Genomic DNA, 16,138 nt, shown 5'->3' with positions numbered 1-16,138 from the left:
CCGACATTCAGTGTGCCGTCCTAAAATAAGTTGACGATTTTTCATGGAGCCAGCGGATATATTCCGCTGGCTTTTTGATGCACTTGATCTGACGTTTGCATAGCCAGAGCGAGGTGCGGTCTCACTGTATTATAAGTCTGCACAGCTTCCTTGACCAGTTGTCTGAGATCTTCAAACGTTTTGCAGCGATGAACCAGGAATTCCTGTTTGAGAATTCCGTTCACCCGCTCGGCCAAAGCATTCTGATAGCAATCATATCCATCGGTCATCGACGCGGTGATGTTGTTGTTCTTCAATACCGATTGATAAAGCCCGGAACAATATTGCAGCCCCCGGTCAGAATGATGGATCAGGGGATGGGTTGTCATCCGGTTGCGCACCGCCTGTTTCAGGGCCTTGACCACGTCGGATGCTTTCATTTCATGACTGAGAACATGTCCCATGATTTTACGCGAGAAGGCATCGGTGACCAGAGACAGGTAATGGACCCCCTGATCTGTTTCGACATAGGTGATGTCGCTGACAAACACCTCCTCAGGGCGAACGGGCTTACGCTCGGTCAACAGGTTGGGATGCTTTCTCATCCAGTGCCGACTGTTGGTTGTCCTGGTGAAATTCTTGCGGGGCCGAACCAGCAAGCGATGCTCTCTGAGCCAGTCAAACAAGCCATCCCGTCCCAGCTTGATCCCAAGACGACGCAAATCATCGGCCAGCAGATAATAGAGCTTGCGCGCACCGAGCCGGGGCATTTTCTGGCGTAGACGCATCACACAGACCCGCAGAGGCTCAAGCTCCAACTGTCGTTGCCGACGACGTTGCAGCAATTGGTAAACCGATTGCCTCGACAGACCAAAGCAACGACAGCTTTCACTCAGACTGACTTTGCCTTGCGCCTGTAATGTTCTTGCAGTTCGGATAAATACTTTTTTCGCAGGCCTGCTCCGTATTCCTCATCCATGATCGTGATCATGCCATCAAGGACCATGATGCGGATCCGCTCATCTTCAAGTTCCTTTTCAAGCCGCTTGATCTTTTGTTCCGGGGTTTCTTCTGATTTCGACATGGCACTGTGCCTCGTTGTGGACCAGTCAAACTTACCATGTTTGCGTAGCCAGTTCAGGACCGTACTTCTTCCCTGAATGCCATAACGATCCTGCGCCTGTTTATAGGTCAGCTCGCCTTTTTCAACCTGATCAACAACCGATAATTTAAAGCCCATGTTGTAATCACATTGTGTGCGCGTACGCCGCTCTGTGCCTGAACTAGACATTGTCGTCTCCTATGGGTGACAACGTATTTCAGGACGAGACACAGACAAAATAAAAGGCACCGAAATTTCGGTGCCTTCTTGCTTTCTAGATGTCCGCAGATCTTAACCGCGTCCGCATTTCGCGATGAGTTCCGGCATCAAGCCCTGATTACCAATAAACACCGATTGAACCGCACTGGTCACGCTATAGGTCGTGGTATGTTCATCAACAAGCGCATCAAACATGCCTGACGTTTCAAGAACCAGCGACAGGACACCATCAGGTTTAATCCGAAGGGCGGCAAAACCATTGGCATATTCGGTTCGGGCGCATTCGCGGCCCAAAATCGAATCAAACCGGCTCACCAACGCATAACGCGGATTTTCCATCAAATGGTCGCGGTTCGCAATACCACCAGGATGAACGCCGGCTTTCGGAATGTATTTTCCAAACCGGGTCTGGGATTGAACGATATAACCATCGGGGAAATACACAGCGACATCTTCTGCAAGAAGAACACGGTCACCAATAACCTGGCCGGACCGCAAAAGCGCCTTGATACGCTTACCGGGGATGTCACCGGAAAATGCATTGAAACGGAGATACTTGCCATCGCCACGCTGATCAGCGAAGTATTTTTCAAATGGTACAACCGGCGTAATATCCGCCGATTGGGCCGCTGGTGTCAGCGTGATCAACCCAACTGCCAGTGCAAGTACGACGCCCCCTGCGCGCCGTAAAAAGACCGTCTTGATGGCCTTCATCATGTGTCCCCGCCTCTCACTTTATATATCAATACCAAGCAGACATTATGCGGTTTGAAACGAAATTCAACTGCAATTACTGCGAAAATATCTGCCTTAGACAAAAGCACATATAAAAACAACGAGGTGGCATAATGCCACCTCGTTGCCAAAGATTTGGTAAATGACGGTGATTAATCGACCGAAATCGTCACACGACGGTTACGCGGCTCACGAACCCCATCCGGAGTCGGGATAAGAAGTTCGCCTTCACCGACTGCGTCACTACCGATCATGTCACCTTTGATGCCACGGTTGGTCAACTGACCCAAAGCAGCCGCAGCACGACGCTCAGACAGTTTCAGGTTATATGCAGCCGAACCGGATGCATCGGCGTGACCAACGATGGAAACATCGCCCATGCTCGAAGCCCACTGTTCAGCAGCGGCGTCAAGAACACGCTCGGAAACCGGTGTGATTGCAACACTGTCAAAGTCAAAGAAGATCGTGAACAAACGGGCTTCTTTTGCAACAATTGGCGCTGCCATCGGCTCTGGTTCTACAGCACGAAGCTCTGCCATTGCTGCTTCGAAGTCTTTCCAGCACTGGCTGATCAGCTCAGTCTGCCAACCTTCTTCGCTTTCCTCGACCCAGCAATCAAAGCGTGCCTGCGCAATCGCTGCTGTATCAGGCTTTTCTTCGCGCTTTCCATCGTCCAGCAACGCAATCAGCTCATCACGAACTGAACGTTTCTGTGCGATTTCTTCAGCATCGAAACGCCAGTTGGCCGGATCTTCTGGAAGAATATTTTCGTCAGTGGCTACTTTGCCTGCTTTCTTCGCAAAGAAATCGGCATCAAAGTAATCGTACCACTCATCGGCTTCACGCTGTGCATAAGCAATATACTCAGCTTTCAGCGCTTTACCGAATGCAGTGGTTGGTTCCTGACCAGCCATTGCTGAGGAAACCGAGCTGCTATAGGTCAGCGGGTTACCACCATAGCCAAGAGCGGTACCGGAATTATCTACACTGCTACATGCGCTCAGGAGGGCAACGCCACCAAGAGCACAAAGAAGAGACGGACGAAGCTGCATGTCTTAACCCCTGTCGTTAAGGTTGTTATTCGGATAATACTTTATCACCAAAGATGGTGAGATTATGTCTCTAAACGATCCAAAACGTATTTTGTTCCATACCCTACAATGAATTGGTTATCCTTGCACACTTTTCAAGGACGCCTAAACCTGCAATGCTTATTGTTCCATACTGACGTATAAGTAGCAATCACTAGGGTCAAGATCTACTAATTTGATTTGGATGGCAGACGTTATATTTGCGAAATACATGGAAACCCGTAGTGTGCAGAGTTTCCTTGGGCAAAAAATTTGACGCAGGAATTGGCAAATATAACGCCTGCCTCAAGAAGTCAGCCGGATATTACGCACAGATATGTCACAAAAGCTTAAAAGATATATATTTTTTGTGCCCTTGTGTCGCGTATTCGCACAATCTGATTGACCATTCGAACCAAATTACTAGGTCTTGCCCCTAAAACAATGACACAGAGCGGACGAGGTTGAAATGATCGACACTGAAGTATCGACAATCACAGAAATGCTGAAGGAATTTGCGCTGGGCTTTGGCATGGACCTGCTAGGCGCAATTCTTATTCTTATTGTTGGCTGGTGGGTTGCCGGTCGCGCCGCCGCTTTAGTGCGTCATTCTCTTAAAAATGTAAAATTTGTTGATTCGACCCTAAAACCGCTGGCCTCAAGTATTGTACGCTATGCGATTTTGGTATTTGTCCTTGTCGCCGTTCTTTCAAACTTCGGCGTCGAAACAACCAGCATCATCGCAGTTCTCGGTGCCGCCGGCCTCGCGATTGGTCTGGCATTGCAGGGAACGCTGTCAAACATTGCCGCTGGCGTGATGATCTTGATCCTGCGCCCGCTTAAAATCGACGAATTTGTCGAAGCCGGATCGGTTTCAGGAACCGTTGTTGAAATCACCCTGTTCACCACTCTCTTTAAAACACCAGATGGTGTCTTCATTTCTGCGCCAAACTCGCAGATCTGGAACAGTGCGATCAAAAACTATTCCCGCAACCCGACCCGTCGTCTCGATATCAAAGTGGGTATCTCCTATGACGATGATGTCGATGCAGCACTCGCATTCCTGACGAAACTGGTCGCATCTGACCCACGCGTTCTCAAAGACCCGGAACCCATGAGCTTCGTTGCCACCCTTGGTGAAAGCTCCGTTGATCTGACCGCACGTGGCTGGGTTGCCACGGCTGACTTCTGGCCTGCCTTCTTTGATCTGACCCGCAAATCAAAAACGGAACTTGAAGCTGCCGGCTTCTCGATCCCGTTCCCGCAGCGCGATCTTCACATCAAGGAAACGCCGGAAACCGCCAGTGCTACGAAAATAGCAGCAAAACCTGCTGCAAAAGCACCAGCCAAGAAACCGGCCACCCGTTCGCGCGCATCTACAGCGAAATCAGCGACCAAAACAGCCCCCAAATCAACATCTGCAAAATCCACCCCCACAGCCAAAAGCTGATTGGTCAAAACCACCTGATTTTAAAAAGAGGTCCGCTTGGGCCTCTTTTTTTTATGCTCAATCACAACGGTCTTTGATCAAATTTATCGGTACTTTGCCCACGTAGTACCCCGCTGTTACCCACCCTCTATCAACAAGGCGTATAGTTCCATCGCCCTTGAATGGCACTTCATAACAAGCGGGAGGATCTAAAATGTCTGCTAAAAAAATTCTCATGATTACCGGCGACTATGCCGAAGATTACGAAACCATGGTTCCGTTCCAGACGTTGCTTGCTGTCGGCCATCACGTTGATGCCGTCTGCCCGGATAAAAAGTCCGGCGATACCATCGCAACCGCCATCCATGATTTCGAAGGCGACCAAACCTACAGCGAAAAGCGCGGCCATAATTTTGCACTGAATGCCGATTTTTCATCGGCACGCGCAGAAAACTATGACGCGCTTGTCATCCCGGGCGGCCGTGCCCCGGAATATCTGCGCCTGAACGAAGACGTTATTCGTCTGGTCCGTGATTTCAACGATGCTGGCAAACCGATTGCCGCGGTTTGCCATGGCGCACAGCTGTTGGCCGCAGCCGACGTGATCAAGGGACGCCGTGTATCGGCCTATCCTGCCTGCGCCCCCGAAGTAAAACTGGGTGGTGGCATCTATGCCGATATCGCCATTGATGATGCCTGCACCGATGCAAACCTTGTCACCGCGCCGGCATGGCCAGCACATCCGAAATGGATGGCTGCTTTCCTAGTCGTGCTTGGCACCAAAATCACTTTGTGATCCTGTGTCGCCCAATCGCTGATTGCGTTTGGGCGACATTTGTCTGACCATGGTCCTGCCCATTACAGAAAGCTGTTGGCTGCTTGCGCCTCAGTGATGACAGGAAAGGCCGTCCAAATGTGTCAAATCTATTCCGGGACCGAACCAGAACTTTATCAATGTGTCAGCCGGTCCATCCGTATCCACGGTATGGTAACCAGCCTGCGTCTTGAACTGCGCTTCTGGCAAATTCTTGATGAAATCGCGTCTGGTGAAGGCTTCACCACCCCGCAGTTTCTTGGCAAAATCCACGATGAAGTCGTTACCCAACGCGGCGACATTCCAAATTTCGCATCGCTGTTGCGCGTGATCTGCACTGTGTATCTGGAAAAGCAGGCAGGGCGCCTTAAAGATGTTCCGGCTCCCACGGCAACACAGCAAAATTCCGCATCGTCGCGCAAAGCAGGCTGAGTTTTTTACGCCACGGCATTTAATCACGAACCGAAGATGCGTATATGCTAACAGGATCAGCCTCCCCGTACGGGTTAAGTCTGAGCTCCCGCATCCAACATTTTCGGAGCCTCAGTGAAACAATTTGTCGTCCTCATATGCTTTTTGATGTCCCTGAGCTCGGCTCTTCAGGCTGGCGAGTCCTTACATATCTTTGCCGACGACAATGCACTACCGAAAAACTGGCTGGATGCTGATGGCGCGCCGCAAGGTGTGAATATCGAAGTTTTGAACGAAGTCACTCGGCGCACCGGTATTGAATTCACCTATTCCTTCGTACCCTGGAACCGGGCGTATGAATCTGCCCGCAAGGGCATGGGTGCCATCATCGGACTGTCAAAAACCCAGGAACGCCAAATTACTTTCGATTACAGCGAACCGATGTATTTCGATGAACTGGTTTTTGTCACCAACCGGGAAAGCGCCTTTTTGTTTGAAGGGCTCGACAGCATGCGCGGCTACACCATTGGCGTAAAGCGCGGTGCTTCATATGGCGATGATTTTGAACATGCCCGAACTCTGGGATTGCTAAATGTGCTTGAGTCCTCCGACAGAACCGGACAGATGCTGATGCTGGCACAAGGGCGGGTTGATGCTGTCCTTCTCAGCCCGGGGAAAATCGCCTTTGCCAGTGTCATGGCAAGCAATAACTGGTTAACCCGCCATAAGGATGATTTTGTCATCATCTCACCAGCCTACAAACTTGACGCAAACTATATTGGCATCCCCAAGACACTGGGCAAGAGCCATCTGCTCACTCCGATCAACAATGCGCTGGCCGATATTTTTGAAGATGGAACGCACGAACGTATCGTCAAACGGGTGATCAAAGACGCTGTCCGCGATATCGAATCAACAGAACAGCAGATCAACTAGGATCAGGACAATTTCGTTTTGACCGGATGGGTTTGGTTGGATCAGTTCAGCCAGGAAGAAAGCTCGCGCGAGCTAAATCCACCGCTGCGCATAATCGGTGGATTGGCGGCATACCGGTTTAAGGACGGCTCTGCTGGCTTGATCACGCTGTTGCGGCGATGCATTCCCGCTGCCGCCCCAAAATCAATCTGTGAACGGCTCATCAGATCGGCAGCAGACGGGTGCGATGCCGTTGCTTTGGTCGATGCTTGCGGATTTTGCTGTTTTTGCTTGGCATCATAGATCCAGCGCAATTCCTGCTTTAACGTCAGATATTCCGGCGTCTCGGGGGCAGAGTTAACTTCGTTAACAATCTGCAGCTTCACCATCTGCGGGAAACGGTCAAGCCGTTCAAGAAGCATGAATTTCACACTCGGACGCACTGCGTCAGAGCGCATCAATTTCATCACCAGCCGACGATAAATATCAATCCGCAAATTGCCGTTGGATGCCAGTTCGATAAATTCTTCAACGAATTCACGTGCCGCCATTTTGCCATCAAGCAAAGCCCGCAAATTGCCCGCCATCGCCCGGCGATAAGCTTCGCGAATTTCGACAACATGGTTCGATGCACGCGTGCGGACGAGGTGGAAGGCTTCGGGGCTAAAGGCGTTCTTGGTCAGAAGCTTGGCGCAATCGGCTACCAGTTCATGCTTGGTTGCATCAGACACAACTTCAAAGACGCCGGTAATCAGTTCCTTGCATTTGGCATGCGGCCCCATTCGAATGGCCGCGGCAAGCGCCATCGGGCTTTCAGGATCGCGGGTTGCAATCACGGCCAAGGCCAAAGGATCATCATATTGCATCAAGGCAAGATCATTGCTCAGCAGGTGCTCAGGCATCAAAAGGCGCGGCTGTTTGGCTGCCCCCATGACGGTAAGCGGCTCGCCGCTTTGATAGCTTTCCTTGATGTTCAGGGCATATTTCAGCCCGTCATATGAGATGCCGTGATGTCTGTTCATGGCACTCAGTCTCCTTTAAGACCCTTGGGTCTTTTGTCAGAGACCAGTCCTTCAAGACCACCATTATTGCGGCCTGCACGCGGACGAATATTCTGTGTCCGTTTTGGCGTGACGGTTTCTTTTTCAACACGGGTCCGTGCGGTTGCAGGCTTCATATCGTTAAAGAAATCGATATACCAATCCATATCCGCAGAGGACATGGCAAAGCGCCCACCCGCAGCCGGGCTTTCGATATTGGCTTCCGGGATACCGTTGCTGATCTGCAAGACCACCGCAGACGGTGCCGTCATGCCCGCACGCCATGCAAGGGCGGTTATTGCCCGTGCACTACCGGAATCAAGGATTTTTGACACTGCATTGATCGGAATCTGCGCGTAATGCGCAAGTGACTGCACCACCAGCGCGTCATCATTTCGCGACACCGCATCAAGAATGTACTGATCAATCGTCATCTTCTCGTTTGATGCCGCTGTACTGTCCTGATCCATCATCACATCATCTGTGACATCGATCGACATACCGTCATCCATCGCATGAATTGGTGTCCGGTTTTCAAACCGGGCCTTTTCAATCCGCTGACGTACAGACTGGCGCAAGGCACGCGCAACTTCGGTACGCATACGGCCCTGCTCAACCAGAGTATCAAACAAGGATGCCATAATGAAATGTGCGATCCGGCGCTGCGCCTGTCGCGAGGTACGATTTTGCCCGCCTAACAGATCATTGGCTGGTGCTTTTGGCTTATCTAATTTGCGTTCAGCAAAATGCGGTGCCATCGACACAACATTGCGCGGTGCATCGTCAGAAGACAGCAATCGGTTCAGCAAGCTGCTTTTTTCTTTTTCAGCTTGCTGTTCAATCAATCGTGCATTGGCAGCCGCTTCAAGTTCGGCGCGCGCACGTTCGGCGGCGGTTTGAACAAACTCACCACGCCCACGCATGATATCAAGGAAATCGGAATCACTTAAAAGCTCGACATATTCACCAATCGACACACGACCAATCGCCTGAATATCCTGACGCAGGCGCGTTGCAGCCTGACGGGTCATATACGGCGTATGGCCAAGTTCCTGTTCGATCAGTGTAATGACCTGCGGGCGGAAACAATCGCTCATATTGGCAATGGCGGCGACGAATTCGTCGACCATTTCAAGTCGATCAGACGGGCTCACATCATTTAGATGGCGGCGCAGGCGCCGGGCCACATCCATACGAACGTCGCTGTCGAAATCTGGTGCGTCGTCGTCTTCATCCTCGGCATATGCCATTTCAGTGGAAAGACGCGCTGCATGTTCAAGACCCGATGGGTCTGCCATTTCATCAGAAGATTTTTTGCGCGGGATCGAACGACCACGGGTTCCACTAGCATCTGAGCCAAATGCATCAGGTGCGACTGTACGGACGGCGTCCGCAAGATCACGAAGCTTCGCTGTGGCTTTATCATCAAGCCCCGCGTCGCCTGTGTTTTTCTGCCGATTGAACATCCAACTCAGCATTATCGCAGCTATTCCCCTGGTCCCGTGCCTGGCGGCATATAAGCATCAGTTTAAACTGACACGATCATTTTTATGTTTTGTCAGAACAGTTTAACCGGAACTGACAGTGATACACAACCAGACAAGACGTCTAAATTTAAGTCCCCAACATCAAAACTGAATCCATTAGATACAGCCTTGATCACCGATAGACTATCAACGCAAAGACTCAAAAAAACATTAACAATACAGAGCCCGCCCTATGCCAACCAAGTCTATTCCGCCCTCACCTGCCCCTTAATGCGGCTGAATTAACGCGGCCCCATGCATCGCGCGCCACACGCGCCAAAAGAAACGGGCGACCAAATGGCCGCCCGTTGCAAAACATAAATGTATCGATTGTGCGCCAATGGCTTAGTTCGACAGCCACGCAATGCGCAAAATATTGGTCGCACCCGGCGTCCCGAACGGCACACCTGCAGTAATCACCAACGAATCGCCTGTCTTGGCAAACTCTTCGCGCTGGGCAACTTCACATGCAATACCAACCATTTCGGCAAAGTTGGTCGCATCGCGGGTAAACACCGCATGCACGCCCCAGCACAATGTCATCCGACGCGCAGTCTGGATTTTCGGAGTCAGACCCAAAATCGGCACTTCCGGGCGTTCGCGCGCTGCACGAAGCGATGTCGACCCAGACGTAGTATAGGTCACAACCGCTTTGGCACCAATGGTTCCTGCAACCTGACGGGCCGCAGCACTGATCGCATCCGGGGCGTTATGTTCCGGATCAGGACGGTTGGCATCGCGCATGCGGTAATACAGCTCATCCTGTTCAACACGCACCATGATGCGGTCCATGATCGAAACGGTTTCAAGCGGGTATTTACCAACAGCACTTTCCGCCGACAACATTACCGCATCGGCACCGTCATAAATGGCGGTCGCAACGTCGGATGCTTCTGCACGGGTTGGTGCCGGGTTTGACACCATCGAATCAAGCATCTGGGTCGCAACGATCACGGGTTTGCCAGCTTCGCGGCACGCCTTGATAATGCGTTTCTGCAAGATCGGCACATCTTCTGGCGGGCATTCAACACCCAGATCGCCACGGGCAACCATGATCATGTCAGACAGATCGACAATCTCGTTAAGATGTTCGATCGCCTGCGGCTTTTCCAGTTTGGAAACAATGGCCGCACGGCCCTGAATAATCTTGCGGGCTTCTGCAACGTCTTCGGGACGCTGAACGAATGAAAGGGCTACAAAATCAACCCCCATTTCCAGGCCGTAATCAAGATCGATACGGTCCTTTTCGGTCAGCGGCGACATCGGCAACATGACGTCCGGAAGATTTACACCCTTACGGTTGGACAATGGCCCACCGGTAATGACGGTGCATTCTGCGGATTTATCATCGCATTTTTCAACGCGCATACGCAGCTTGCCATCATCAAGCAACAGGTTTGCGCCCGGTTTCAGGGCTGCGTAAACCTCGGGATGGGGCAAGGCAACGCGCTTGTTGTCGCCCGGCGTCTTATCCATATCGAATTTGAACGTGTCGCCTGCTTCAAGCACGATTTCTTCATCGGCAAAGGTGCCGACACGGATTTTGGGGCCCTGAAGGTCCATCAAAATCCCGATTGGGCGGCCAAGCTTCTGTTCGACAGCACGGATGGCTTCAAACCGGGCCAGATGTTCTGAGTGTTCCCCATGCGAGAAATTCAGGCGGAACACATCCACACCTGTCTGTACGATTTTCTCAAGGATCTCTGGCTTTGAACTTGCCGGCCCCAGGGTCGCGATGATTTTCGCCTTACGTTGACGGCGCATCGGCTGCTACCTCTTGTTATTTGGTTTACACATCAGCCCTTGCCACATCGGCCTGCATCTGCGGCGAGGCGTCAAGAGCGTCCTGATATTTTTCTGGGGGTACCCCCTTAATAATCAATCAGCCTCTATTTGAACAGGAACTTTTCATTAAAAGCCTTTACAAAAATGTGATTTTTCACTGGACAATGACAAGAAGCACCCTCTTTAAAGAACAAAAGCCGCGCATGAAACGCATGTCGAACGGCTACGCACACTGATCTATTACATTGACGCAGACAGGGCCCCTTTCAATGAATAAATGGCATCATCGTTTTCTTGGTCTTGCGGCCCACATCGCAGACTGGTCAAAAGATCGCAGCACGCAGGTCGGTGCCGTCGTCATCGGCCCGAAAAAAGAAATCCGCGCTGTTGGCTATAACGGGTTTCCCCGCGGCGTTGATGATGAGGTCGAAAGCCGCCATCAGCGTCCTGAAAAATACGCCTATACCGAACATGCCGAACGCAACGCGATCTATAACGCCAGCTATACCGGAACGTCCCTTGATGGCTGTGCGCTGTATGTGACACATTTCCCGTGCTGCGATTGCGCACGCGCCATCATTCAGGCCGGGATCGGCGAAGTCTTCGTCGATAGAAGCAAACTGACCAACGATTTTCTTGAACGCTGGGAACAGGATATGAAAATCTCGACCGAAATGTTCGAGGAGTCAGGTGTTGCCGTACAAGTCATTGATGGTGATGGAACAACCGAACCAATGAAATAAAATATCTGCCCCTTTACTATTGCCCATTCCTCCCAATATAGGTGGGCTAATAGCCGGACACGAGCACCAATAAAAACAAGACTAAAACGTCAATTGTTCAATACTACCAACTGGCTGAACGTCAGTATTTGTCAGATTTCCAATCCAAGCCGGATACGGTTTGATCTTGCTGGAAACCAGACAAAGGTATAAGGGTTTATACAACAGCAATATATGTGATTTGCTGCTGTTGGGGGCCTGAACAGCGACGCAATTCGTTATGATGCTCAGGAAACGAGGCCGGATGAACGCGAAAATCGACTTTAGTAAAATCAGTTTTCTGATCGTTGACGGGGACAAGATTTCAGCTCAGGTAGTTTACGACACACTGGCATATCTCGGTGCCAGTCACATTCAGCGTGTCAAAACGCCGAATGATGCCTTTGAGATTCTGCGCAGCGAGAAAATCGATATTGTAGTCTGTGAATGGCGACTGCGTGGCATGGACGGTCTTGAGTTCCTTGACGTCATGCGCAATTCGACCAATTCACCGAACCGGTTTGTTCCGGTGATTATGCTTACCGCACACTCGGAACATAAATATGTGACGACCGCGCGCGACCTTGGCGTTACGGAATTTCTTGCCAAACCGTTTAATGCCAAGGCACTTTATAGCCGATTGGTTTCGGTCATTGCCCGGCCGCGCGTTTTTGTGAACACCGGAACGTATTTCGGTCCCGATCGACGTCGCAGACAGGTCCAGTTTGATGGCCCTGATCGTAGGAGCCTATAATGACCCACTTTGACTGGGGAAGCGGAGCAATCGTGAAGCCGGAAGAACCGAAGAAAAAGAAACACGTTCAGATTATCCCTGCTCAGACTGATTTAAAGCAGCGGGCTGTCAATTTCATCAATGGTTTTGACATTAATCTGTCGCCAGAACAGCTTGAAGAACTTGAACAGGTTGTTCAACGCAGTTCCGAAACGTTTGTCCGCGACGTCGGCAAAGATCTGATGGATTGCCGCCGCTTGGTCATTCAGGCACTAGGCGACAAAAGCAAACGACCTGATGCCGTTACGGCCTGTTCCGATCTGGCCTATTCGGTCAAGGCCCTTGGCGGGACCTTCCAGTATCCGCTGATGACCCAGATCGCCAAATCGATGGAAAATTTCGTCGCAGATCGCACAACAGCAAACGAAAAACAGCTGCTTGTTTCCCAGCTCCATATTGACTCGCTCTACGTCATTCTGGCGGGCCGCGTGACCGGCTTTGGCTCGACCGTTGAACAGGCAACCGTTGCCGCCCTGACCAAATTGGCAGAGCGCTACGAAAAGCCCCGCGAATAGACATTTAAACGCAAGGAGAGCCTCCTTGCGCTATCCCTCCCCCCAAAATTCCCGCTCCTCATTCAATCGCGGCCTCTGCTCTGCGCTGCGATGTTTAACGGCGTCCGGGCCGCTACCCCGGAACCCTGACGCACCAAACCGCGCAACAGGTTCTACCCATGGAAGAACATCGAAAGAAATTTATATTCCTGCTGAAAAACCGCTTGCGCCCCTAGTGACCGGCTGCTAAAAACCGCGCCACGCACCATGCGGGTGTAGCTCAGTTGGTTAGAGCGCCGGCCTGTCACGCCGGAGGCCGCGAGTTCAAGTCTCGTCACTCGCGCCATTCCCTCCCAATGGGAATGACGTACAAAAAGAAGCGCCGCGGTTTTCCGCTGGCGCTTTTTTTGTCTCAAAAATCAGCCGTCATGACCGGCTTGGTTCATGACCGCGCCCCTCCCTTGGCAACCCCTCGGTAAAACCCGTAACATCGGCCAAAACCAATCTTGGAATGGGCGCGAAAAATCTTCAATTTCTGCCCCCGTGTTTAAAAGCATAACCATTTGTTATCAGAGGATATTTTTTGATTCCTTGCCGCACGAAATACACAGGTTCTTTTTTTTTGCAAAAAAGCCCTTGCCAGAGTGTGCCACCCCTTATATAAACCGCGCCACACACCATGCGGGTGTAGCTCAGTTGGTTAGAGCGCCGGCCTGTCACGCCGGAGGCCGCGAGTTCAAGTCTCGTCACTCGCGCCATTCCCTCCCGATGGGAATGAAACAAAAAAGCACCACGGTTTTTCCGCTGGTGCTTTTTTGTTTTTCAAATATCCCCCACCAAATCCGAGACCACATTCCGTGATGTATTTTTCTTTGGAAAATCTGTCAGAAAACACTTGCCAGCTTTGGGTGGTCTTTATATAAACCGCGCCACGCACCATGCGGGTGTAGCTCAGTTGGTTAGAGCGCCGGCCTGTCACGCCGGAGGCCGCGAGTTCAAGTCTCGTCACTCGCGCCATTCCCTCCCAATGGGAATGACGTACAAAAAGAAGCGCCGCGGTTTTCCGCTGGCGCTTTTTTTGTCTCAAAAATCATTCCCCCACCCTTGCCATCTTCATAAAGACCAACCCGACAGCACGATTACAATGCATGCGCACAACTGTTGGCAGTTAATCAACTTTTCCGATTTGTAATTCAGATAAAATCTGGCATTTGGGCATTTTTGCAGCATTCCTGACCGTCTGGTCATTGATTAATCGTATAAATTATGCTCACCTTTACACGCATTAAACGAAGTACTTGCAGGCCGCCCCACTTTTGGGCCTGTGGGCATGAACCGGCAAACTGCGTGGCTGATTGATATTTACCCTTTCACCAGTGGGTTGTTGTTTCCTTCCCTACAGTCCTCGCCTTGGCCTGCAGTCCCACAACAACAAAACGGGAGGCGCATCATGCGCAAACTAATTGCAGGGCTGGTCATGGGGACCGCACTCGCGACTGCTCCAATGGCGGCACAGGCTGAAACGCCTAAAAATGCCCTTGTCATGGCATTCGCGATTGATGACATCATCACACTTGATCCGGCCCAGATTTTCGAATTCTCGGGCGCGGAATATGCCGGCAACACTTATGACCGCCTGATTGGTTTCGATAATGACGACGTATCGAAAATCTATGGCGTTCTGGCAGAAAGCTGGGAAGTTTCCGAAGACGGCAAGACCTTCACCTTTAAAATCCGTGACGGCGTTGAATTCGCATCGGGCAATGACCTGACTGCCGAAGACGCGGCCTTCTCGCTACAGCGCGTGATTTTGCTCGATCAGTCTCCGGCCTTCATTCTTGGACAGTTCGGCCTGACGGCTGACAACGTCAAAGAAAAAATCCGTGCGACCGATGAGTCGACCCTGGTCATGGAACTCGACAAACCATACGCACCAAGCTTCGTTCTGTATTGCCTGACCGCAGGTGTCGGTGCCGTTGTCGACAAAGAAGAAGTTCTTGCCCATGAAGTTGATGGCGACCTTGGTCATGAATGGCTGAAAACCAACTATGCCGGTTCCGGCCCGTTCAAACTGAACAAATGGACCGCGGGTGAAAGCCTCAGCCTGACCGCAAATGACGATTACTGGGACGGCGCACCAGCTATGAAGCGCGTCATCATCCGTAGCGTCAAAGAAGCAGCATCGCAGCAGCTTCTTCTGGAAAAAGGCGACATTGATATTGCCCGTAACCTTGAAGCTGACCAGTTGGCATCGATCAAGGGCGACGACGACATCAAATTGATGTCCAAGGGTAAAGGTGCACTTTGGTATCTTGGCCTGTCGCAGAAAAATGAATATCTGTCGAACCCGAAAGTCCGCGAAGCTCTGAAATATCTTGTCGATTACAAAGGTATTTCTGAAACCATTCTCGCCGGTCGTTCGCAAATCCATCAGGCCTTCCTGCCTGAAGGCTTCCTTGGTGCCTATAACGAAAACCCATACAGCCTTGATATCGAAAAAGCCAAATCGCTTCTCGCAGAAGCAGGCCTGGCTGACGGTTTCAGCGTGACCATGGATACGCGTAACACCACCGCGATCATGGCAATGGCGCAGTCGATTCAGGCAACCTGGGCACAGGCTGGCATCAATCTGGAAATCATTCCGGGCGATGGCAAACAGACCCTGACCAAATACCGCGCACGTCAGCACGACATCTATATCGGTCGCTGGGGCCCGGATTATCAGGATCCGCACACCAACGCATCGACCTTTGCGTGGAACCCGGATAACTCCGACGATGCATCTGCAAAACCGCTTGCATGGCGTAATGCGTGGGATGCTGGTGCTCTGACCGCAGAAACCGATGCAGCAACCCTTGAACGTGACGATGCAAAACGTGCTGCCATGTATGTTGACCTGCAGAAACAGGTTCTCGAAAACGGTCCGTTTGTTGTGATGTTCCAGGAAACTGAAATCGCGTCCATGCGCGGTAACGTCAACAACTTCGTCCTCGGCCCGTCGTTCGATAACAACTATTATCGTTTTGTGACCAAAGACTAATTTTTGACGAAGGAGACAACGGTCG

At 51.3% G+C, this 16,138-nt stretch carries 14 protein-coding genes and 3 tRNA genes; 11 read left to right on the top strand and 6 right to left on the bottom strand.

Annotated elements, in window-relative coordinates; all coding sequences use genetic code 11:
* Nucleotides 1-41 precede the first annotated feature (41 nt).
* The 3 genes from ACQ0MK_RS05190 to ACQ0MK_RS05180 form a co-directional block, all read right to left on the bottom strand.
* A protein-coding gene (locus ACQ0MK_RS05190) for an IS3 family transposase (RefSeq protein WP_430475113.1) occupies nucleotides 42-1,270 on the bottom strand; the annotation gives its coding sequence in 2 pieces (ribosomal slippage) (nucleotides 42-916 and nucleotides 916-1,270; 1,230 coding nt in all).
* A gap of 102 nt (nucleotides 1,271-1,372) precedes the next feature.
* Nucleotides 1,373-2,017 carry a hypothetical protein gene (locus ACQ0MK_RS05185; protein ID WP_430475112.1) on the bottom strand — a complete coding sequence of 215 codons (645 nt, stop codon included), beginning with the start codon at nucleotides 2,015-2,017 and terminating at the stop codon, nucleotides 1,373-1,375.
* 170 nt (nucleotides 2,018-2,187) lie between these two features.
* Nucleotides 2,188-3,087, bottom strand: a complete 900-nt coding sequence (locus ACQ0MK_RS05180; protein WP_430475111.1) for an OmpA family protein — start codon at nucleotides 3,085-3,087, stop codon at nucleotides 2,188-2,190.
* Between the two features lie 487 nt (nucleotides 3,088-3,574).
* On the opposite strand from ACQ0MK_RS05180, the gene ACQ0MK_RS05175 reads away from it, so the two are divergent.
* From ACQ0MK_RS05175 to ACQ0MK_RS05160, 4 genes are all read left to right on the top strand, one after another.
* A complete protein-coding gene (locus tag ACQ0MK_RS05175) occupies nucleotides 3,575-4,555 on the top strand; it encodes a mechanosensitive ion channel family protein (protein ID WP_430475110.1) in 981 nt (326 codons plus the stop codon).
* 193 nt (nucleotides 4,556-4,748) lie between these two features.
* On the top strand, nucleotides 4,749-5,330 hold the full coding sequence (locus tag ACQ0MK_RS05170; RefSeq protein ID WP_430475109.1) for a DJ-1/PfpI family protein: 582 nt from the start codon (nucleotides 4,749-4,751) through the stop codon (nucleotides 5,328-5,330).
* A 117-nt stretch (nucleotides 5,331-5,447) separates the two neighbouring features.
* Nucleotides 5,448-5,780: a ribbon-helix-helix domain-containing protein gene (locus tag ACQ0MK_RS05165; protein ID WP_350045586.1), complete on the top strand. Its 333-nt coding sequence runs from the start codon at nucleotides 5,448-5,450 to the stop codon at nucleotides 5,778-5,780.
* Nucleotides 5,781-5,894: 114 nt separating this feature from the next.
* Nucleotides 5,895-6,695, top strand: a complete 801-nt coding sequence (locus ACQ0MK_RS05160; RefSeq protein WP_430475108.1) for a substrate-binding periplasmic protein — start codon at nucleotides 5,895-5,897, stop codon at nucleotides 6,693-6,695.
* Between the two features lie 41 nt (nucleotides 6,696-6,736).
* Here ACQ0MK_RS05160 and ACQ0MK_RS05155 read toward each other — a convergent pair whose 3' ends face one another.
* The 3 genes from ACQ0MK_RS05155 to pyk all read right to left on the bottom strand — a co-directional run bounded on the left by ACQ0MK_RS05155 (nucleotide 6,737) and on the right by pyk (nucleotide 11,004).
* Nucleotides 6,737-7,696: a hypothetical protein gene (locus ACQ0MK_RS05155; RefSeq protein WP_430475107.1), complete on the bottom strand. Its 960-nt coding sequence runs from the start codon at nucleotides 7,694-7,696 to the stop codon at nucleotides 6,737-6,739.
* A gap of 5 nt (nucleotides 7,697-7,701) precedes the next feature.
* Complete coding sequence (locus ACQ0MK_RS05150) at nucleotides 7,702-9,192, bottom strand: DUF2336 domain-containing protein (protein ID WP_430475106.1); 1,491 nt, start codon at nucleotides 9,190-9,192, stop codon at nucleotides 7,702-7,704.
* A 393-nt stretch (nucleotides 9,193-9,585) separates the two neighbouring features.
* A complete protein-coding gene (pyk, locus tag ACQ0MK_RS05145; RefSeq protein WP_430475105.1) occupies nucleotides 9,586-11,004 on the bottom strand; it encodes a pyruvate kinase in 1,419 nt (472 codons plus the stop codon).
* A gap of 290 nt (nucleotides 11,005-11,294) precedes the next feature.
* On the opposite strand from pyk, the gene ACQ0MK_RS05140 reads away from it, so the two are divergent.
* The 7 genes from ACQ0MK_RS05140 (at nucleotide 11,295) to ACQ0MK_RS05110 (ending at nucleotide 16,113) form a co-directional block, all read left to right on the top strand.
* The gene (locus ACQ0MK_RS05140; protein WP_430475104.1) at nucleotides 11,295-11,768 is read left to right on the top strand and encodes a deoxycytidylate deaminase; all 474 of its coding nucleotides are present in this window, start codon (nucleotides 11,295-11,297) and stop codon (nucleotides 11,766-11,768) included.
* A gap of 283 nt (nucleotides 11,769-12,051) precedes the next feature.
* Complete coding sequence (locus tag ACQ0MK_RS05135) at nucleotides 12,052-12,540, top strand: response regulator (protein ID WP_350042558.1); 489 nt, start codon at nucleotides 12,052-12,054, stop codon at nucleotides 12,538-12,540.
* Nucleotides 12,540-13,094 (top strand): transcriptional regulator, encoded by a 555-nt coding sequence (locus ACQ0MK_RS05130; protein WP_430475103.1) that lies wholly within the window; start codon nucleotides 12,540-12,542, stop codon nucleotides 13,092-13,094. Before ACQ0MK_RS05135 ends, ACQ0MK_RS05130 begins: the two co-directional genes overlap by 1 nt.
* 248 nt (nucleotides 13,095-13,342) lie before the next feature.
* Nucleotides 13,343-13,419, top strand: a tRNA-Asp gene (locus tag ACQ0MK_RS05125).
* Nucleotides 13,420-13,754: 335 nt separating this feature from the next.
* A tRNA-Asp gene (locus ACQ0MK_RS05120) sits at nucleotides 13,755-13,831 on the top strand.
* A 182-nt stretch (nucleotides 13,832-14,013) separates the two neighbouring features.
* A tRNA-Asp gene (locus ACQ0MK_RS05115) sits at nucleotides 14,014-14,090 on the top strand.
* Nucleotides 14,091-14,523: 433 nt separating this feature from the next.
* Nucleotides 14,524-16,113, top strand: a complete 1,590-nt coding sequence (locus tag ACQ0MK_RS05110) for an ABC transporter substrate-binding protein (protein WP_430475102.1) — start codon at nucleotides 14,524-14,526, stop codon at nucleotides 16,111-16,113.
* The last annotated feature ends 25 nt before the right edge of the window (nucleotides 16,114-16,138 follow it).

Origin of the sequence: Thalassospira lucentensis (assembly GCF_050516545.1) — a bacterium.
GTDB classification, from domain to species: Bacteria; Pseudomonadota; Alphaproteobacteria; order Rhodospirillales; family Thalassospiraceae; genus Thalassospira; species Thalassospira lucentensis_C.
Note: the sequence above shows the minus strand (reverse complement) of the source record. Positions and strands in the feature narration are given on the sequence as shown.